Source organism: Coleofasciculus sp. E2-BRE-01, from assembly GCF_040221695.1.
Lineage (GTDB): Bacteria > Cyanobacteriota > Cyanobacteriia > Cyanobacteriales > Coleofasciculaceae > Coleofasciculus.
In genome coordinates, this window is the sequence record NZ_JAVKEA010000062.1 from 1 (window position 1) to 5,249 (window position 5,249).

2 protein-coding genes are annotated in these 5,249 nt (G+C 45.7%); both read left to right on the forward strand.

All coding sequences use genetic code 11. The features are described 5' to 3' along the window. Positions 1–507: 507 nt before the first annotated feature. Positions 508–3,198 (forward strand): MHYT domain-containing protein, encoded by a 2,691-nt coding sequence (locus tag RIG66_RS07755; protein ID WP_446376792.1) that lies wholly within the window; start codon positions 508–510, stop codon positions 3,196–3,198. Positions 3,199–3,270: 72 nt separating this feature from the next. Beyond that, entirely contained in the window at positions 3,271–5,007 is a 1,737-nt protein-coding gene (locus RIG66_RS07760) for a hydrogenase maturation protein (RefSeq protein ID WP_446376794.1), read from the forward strand. Positions 5,008–5,249 lie beyond the last annotated feature (242 nt).

A 5,249-nucleotide genomic window follows, 5' to 3' on the forward strand; every position in this document is an offset into this window, starting at 1 on the left:
GTTGAGAAAAATGATTATTCAGAGGCTTGAAGGCGCAACACACTGTTCTGTGCAACTGGGGGTGAATAAATGGGCTTAAATCCTTGTCTGGTAAGGTTTCTGCTATTCGCAATCGCGCCTTTCGTGAGAAATGCGGGTTAACCCTGTCCTCATCTACATAGGTAACGGTTATTTTATGCCTTAAGATACAGTCTCATCTAAATCTTAAGAGTCATGACAATAACGGGTTGTTTTTCTTAGAGTTAGGTATAGTCAGTTTTACTGAATAGCTATCCCCATCGTCTCTAAACTTAGTTGTATCGAACCGAATCAAATAGATAGCCAGGATTAGGATGGATTTTGGGGTTTAACGTGAGATTGTAGGCATAACTTAAGCAGCAAACCTGTAGTGACTCCCTCGGCTTAGGCAAAAAAGCAGGGGCGATTGCTGCGGGTGAGTAACTTGAAACCCTACTGCACTAACAGCAGTGATTCAACTCTCTAGTGGTTGAATTCATTTCACCACTAATGGCTGTTAAAGCCATCGATATTTTCGACCTATCCCAACGGGTAAAACGTAATCTAACTCACACGGATACAACTATGACGGCTACCTATAACTTCAACCTAGTTCTCCTTTCTATTGCTATTGCCATCATTGCCTCCTACACCGCACTTGATCGGGTGGGGCGTGTCACCGTGGCAAAAGGACGGACTCGCCAGTTGTGGTTAGCTGGGGGTGCGGTGGCGATGGGGATTGGCATTTGGTCAATGCATTTTATCGGTATGTTGGCGTATAACTTGCCAATTCCGATATCATACAACCTTTCTCGTGTCTGGGTGTCGCTGCTGGTGGGAATTCTGGGTTCCGGAGTGGCGTTGTGGCTGGGTTCTCGTCCTCATATAAGGTGGCTGCAACTGCTATTAGGTAGTGTGTTTATGGGATTAGGGATTGCCGCGATGCACTATACGGGGATGATGGCAATGAAATTAGAAGCAGTTGCCGATTATAACCTGACACTGGTGGCGGTTTCAATAGCGGTTGCGATCGCAGCCTCTTTTATTGCCTTATGGTTAGCGTTTCAACTACGGCATATCCAGGCTGATGCGAGAATCTTACCTAAGCTGGCGAGTGCGATTGTTATGGGTTTAGCGATTTCGGGGATGCATTATATCGGGATGGCGGCGGTTCGCTTCCAAGGGACAGATGCCGTTGTTCTGCCTTCATCCTCAATGATTGATAACCTGTGGCTGGCTCGATTTATCGCTGTGGCGACGTTGTTTATCTTAGCATTACCCCTAATTGTCTCCTTATTTGATCAACGCCTGAATGTGGAGAAGGCAAAAGCTGAAACCTTGCGCCAAAGTGAAGAACGGTTTCGGGCGTTGGTGCAAAATGCCTCAGATTTCATCACTGTGGTGACAGGCGAGGGGATGATTCGCTATACCAGTCCTTCCTTACCGCGTGTGTTGGGGTATGACACGGAGGATTGGCAAGGTAAAACTATCGGGGAATTTATCTTAAATGACGATAATCCCATCGCTGATAGTCTGTTAACCCAAGCCCTGGATTCCCCTAACGCTAATGTAACCGTTGAATTACGATTACCTAACGCCTCAGGTGAGGTGCGCGAGTTTGAAGTCATCGCCAATAACCTGCTGCGTTTGCCGAGTGTGGCGGGGATTGTCCTCACCTATCACGATATTACCGACTGTAAGCAGACGCTTCAGGCACTGCAAGAGTCGGAACAGGAAGCTCATTCCTTTGCCCAACGGGAAGCTTTACTCAATTATCTAGGGCGAGAGATTCGCAATTCTTTGGATGTGAATACAATTCTGGATACGGCTGTTTTCTCGGTTCGCAGCTTGTTAAATCTTGATCGCTGTCAATTCCTCTGGCGTACCCAAGACGGTGGAAAACCCAGTATTGCCATTACTCACGAGGCGCGAAAATCGGGTTTACCCAGTCGCGTCGGGTACTACTCGAATCCAGAAGTCATCTCTTTGATCCAATCCATCCAGGATTTAGAGATGATTCAGATTAATGATGTCACCAAAGACCCAGACTTGAATACCGCTCAACGTCAACTCCTAACTCGGTCTCAGGTTACAGCGCAACTGATTCTCCCCCTGAAAACGAATTCCGGTCAAATTGGTGCTTTAGTTTGTACTGATTACCGAGAACCCCATACCTGGAGTCAGAGTGAAGTCGAACTCCTGACGGCGGTTGTCGATCAACTCGCGATCGCGATCGACCAAGCCCAACTTTATGCTTCTGCCCATAGCACCGCAACCACGGCGACGGCGCAAGCGAAGGAATTGCAGCAAACCTTGCAGAAGTTACAACAAACTCAGGCGCAATTGATTCAAAGTGAAAAGATGTCCAGCTTGGGTCAAATGATTGCCGGGATTACCCATGAACTGAATAATCCGGTGTCGTTTATCTATGGGAATATCAAACCCGCTCATCAATATGCTCAAGACTTGCTGCGGCTATTAAAGCTTTATCAGCAGTATTATCCAGAACCCCCGGCGGCTATTCAGGAACAAGCTGAAGCAATGAATCTGGAGTTTGTGATCCAAGATTTTCCCAAACTCTTAGGGTCTTTAAAAATGGGGGCGGTGCGTATCCGGGATTTAGTCAAATCTCTGCGGAATTTTTGCCGCTTGGATGAGGCGGATGTGAAGCCAATGGATATCCATCAAGGAATTGAGAATACGTTGCTGATTTTGGGTAACCGACTCAAAGCCAAGGAGAATCATACTCCTATTGAGATTATCAAACAGTATGGTCAACTCCCCCAAGTTGAGTGTTATGGCGGGCAATTAAATCAGGTGTTTATGAATCTCCTGGATAATGCGATTGATGCTCTGGATGATCAATCCCCGCTGTTACAAATCACGATTAGCACTGAGGTTCTGGAAGAGACGGATCAGGTGCGGATTCGGATTCAAGATACGGGTCAGGGTATCTCTGAGGACGTTAAAACTCATTTGTTTGACCCGTTTTTCACGACTAAACCCGTGGGTCAGGGTACGGGGTTAGGATTGTCGATTAGTTATCAAATTGTCGTGGAAACACATCAGGGTAGATTACAGTGTTTCTCCCAACTTGGCGAAGGAACAGAGTTTTGTATCGATATTCCCATTTCTCAAACTCAAAGAAACGTAGCGGCTACGGTATCCAAAAAACGGGTACGTGAAACCTGTAAAGTTTAATTGTCATTGGTCATTGGTCATTGGTCATTTGTCATTTCGACATTATTTCAATAAAAATCAGAGGTTGCATCTATGAAGATATTACTTTTAGCCACAGCATACAATAGTTTAACCCAGCGCACTCATTTAGAGTTGGCGTATCGGGGTGATCAGGTTTCCATTGAATTAGGCTTAAATGATCAGGTGATGATAGAAGCCGTGGAACTCTATCAACCAGATTTAATCATTGCGCCAATGCTCAAACAGGTGATTCCGGAGGCAATTTGGCGGCATCATATCTGTATTATTCTCCATCCCGGTATAAAAGGCGATCGCGGACCTTCGGCGTTGGATTGGGCGATCGCGAATAATGTTGAGTCTTGGGGTGTCACGGCGTTACAGGCAAATGAAGAAATGGATGCGGGGGATATCTGGGCGTCGGTTAATTTTCCCATGCAGCCGATGAGTAAAAGTTGTTTGTATCGCAGCCAACTGACTCAAGCGGCAATTCAGGCGATTTTACAAACAGTGGAACGGTTTGAGTCCGGAACGTTTACTCCCGAACCTTTAGATTATACAAAACCGGATGTGAAGGGGTGTTTACGCCCTTATATGAAACAGCGATTTCGAGCCATTGATTGGTGTAGTGACTCCACATCCACTATTGTCCAAAAAATCCGATCTGCCGATAGTCAACCGGGGTTATTGGATTGGATTCATGGCAAAAAATATTATCTCTATGGCGCTCATTCTGAAGATACCTTAACCGGAACACCAGGAGACATTATTGCCCAACGCCACGGGGCGATTTGTCGCGCTACTGTTGATGGGGCGGTTTGGATTTCTCATCTGAAACCGAAAACCCCAAATCGCTTATCCTTAAAATTACCAGCCGCGTTGGTATTGGCAGATAAGTTAGCAACTGTACCGGAATCCGACATCCCGTTAACGGTTTCTCCCCATCGTCAAACCTATAAAGACATCTGGTATGAGGAAAAAAATCAGGTAGGCTACCTGCATTTTTACTTCTATAACGGGGCGATGAGTACGGATCACTGCCAACGATTACGCGACGCCTTTATTTATGCCCGTAGCCGGAAGACTAAAGTGATTGTCTTGATGGGAGGACAGGATTTCTGGTCAAATGGAATTCATCTAAATATGATTGAAGCGGCGGAGAATCCGGCGGATGAGTCGTGGCGCAATATTAACGCCATGGATGATTTAATTCATACCATTCTAACCACGGATAGTCATCTAGTTATTGCAGGGTTACAAGGAAATGCGGCGGCTGGGGGTGTGATGTTAGCCTTAGCAGCGGATAAGGTTTATGCCCGTCGGGGGATTGTTTTAAATCCGCATTATAAGCGTATGGGATTATATGGATCAGAATATTGGACGTATTCTTTACCCAAGCGAGTGGGTTCTCAAAAAGCCTGGGAATTGACGGATATTTGTATGCCCATGGGGACTAAAGTTGCCCAGAAAATCAGACTGATTGATCAGGCGTTTGCGGATCAACCTGACAGTTTTCGCCAGCAGATTCAATTCGTCGCTGAAGAATTTGCTCACCATCCCGCTTATGGGCAACAATTAGCGCTGAAGCATGAACAACGGCAACGGGATGAACGGTTTAAACCCTTAGAGGCTTATCGAAATGAGGAGTTAGCTCAAATGAGACGCAATTTCTATGATTTTGACCAATCTTATCATCAACAGCGGTATAATTTTGTCTATAAAGTTACGGCGTCCCAGACACCGCGTCATTTAGCAATTCATCGTCAGAGGGCGGATGCTCCAAAAACCTGTTCGCTAATTTTTGCACAATGAAATTAGTTAGGGTCTGCTGAATCAGTATTGTGGTGAGGGGAGGGAATAGGCAATAGGCAATAGGCAATGGGCAATTTAAATGAGTTTTAGCTTAGAAATTGGGGACTTGCGGAAAAATAGAATACCAGTCATTGTAGAGGAGAGGAGGCTTCCCAAAGCAATGCTGTTGAACACTATCACGCTCAAAGAGAATCAGGATGATACTAGCTCAAACCGTACTAGCTACATTCTGGCGATGCCAT

Excerpts from the sequence above, each read along its gene's own strand:
- RIG66_RS07755 (WP_446376792.1), top strand. The coding sequence starts at position 508 with ATGGCTGTTAAAGCCATCGATATTTTCGACCTATCCCAACGGGTAAAA.
- RIG66_RS07760 (WP_446376794.1), top strand. The coding sequence starts at position 3,271 with ATGAAGATATTACTTTTAGCCACAGCATACAATAGTTTAACCCAGCGC.